Origin of the sequence: Mesorhizobium sp. GbtcB19 (assembly GCF_019091085.1) — a bacterium.
Taxonomy (GTDB): Bacteria; Pseudomonadota; Alphaproteobacteria; order Rhizobiales; family Rhizobiaceae; genus Mesorhizobium.
Genome location: NZ_JAGXJY010000078.1, coordinates 1 through 865, shown reverse-complemented (window position 1 = coordinate 865; position 865 = coordinate 1). Strand labels below are relative to the sequence as shown.

Sequence of the window (865 nt, the reverse complement as noted above, 5' to 3'; positions counted from 1 at the left end):
CTAGGCTGTAGTGACAATTTAATTATTTGAGCCAGAGCATGATGGCAGCGAGCTTGACGAAGCCGAGGAAGTTTGCGGCGATTTTGTCGTAGCGGGTTGCGATGCGCCGCCACTGTTTGAGCTTGGCGAAGAAAGCCTCGATACCCCAGCGGTTTTTGTAGGCGATCTTGTCGTAGCTATGTTGGTATTTGCGATGGCGCCGTGGCGGGATGACCGGTTCGCCACCTTGATCGAGGACCACATCATGCAGTCGATCGGCGTCATAAGCGCGGTCGGCGATCACTTGGCCGGTGGCAAGCCCCTCGACCAGACCGCAGGCCGGTGCCATGTCATTTTGCTGACCAGGGCCGATCTCGAAGCGGACCGGCAGGCCAAGTGCATCTACGACGGCATGGAGCTTGGTGCCGAACCCGCCTCGCGAGCGGCCGAGAGCCTGGGCTTCAGATCCCCCCTTTTACGCCGGGCCCCCGAAGCCTGGGCCTGAGCGCGGATAACGGTCGCGTCGATCATCAGCCATTCCAGATCCGGGTCACTGCTGATGGCTTCGAACAGCCGGTCGAACACACCTGCCTCGATCCAGCGATAGTAACGTCGTTTTGCCCTCTGATGCGGGCCAAACCGCTCCGGCAGATCGCGCCAGCGGGCGCCAGAGCGAGCAATCCATAAAAGCGCATCGAAGAAGCGCCGGCCATCGCTACGGGGGCCGCGCTTACCCTTGCGCCCGCCCGGCACAAACGGCTTGATCTGCTCCCACTGATCGTCGCGTAAAATCTCACCTTCCAAGGCTGACCTCCAAAAGTCAGCCTTGAATCTGATTTGCCTCGCGATGGGAATCCCAAGCCGTTAAATTGTCACTACAGCCTAG

At 59.8% G+C, this 865-nt stretch carries 1 protein-coding gene; it reads right to left on the bottom strand.

The features are described from left to right. Positions 1-22 precede the first annotated feature (22 nt). Positions 23-783 (bottom strand): IS5 family transposase gene (locus KVT37_RS31655; protein WP_217578939.1). Its coding sequence is split into 2 segments (ribosomal slippage): positions 23-456 and positions 456-783, totalling 762 coding nucleotides; the frame shifts between segments, so codons are not numbered across the junction. Positions 784-865: the final 82 nt, after the last annotated feature.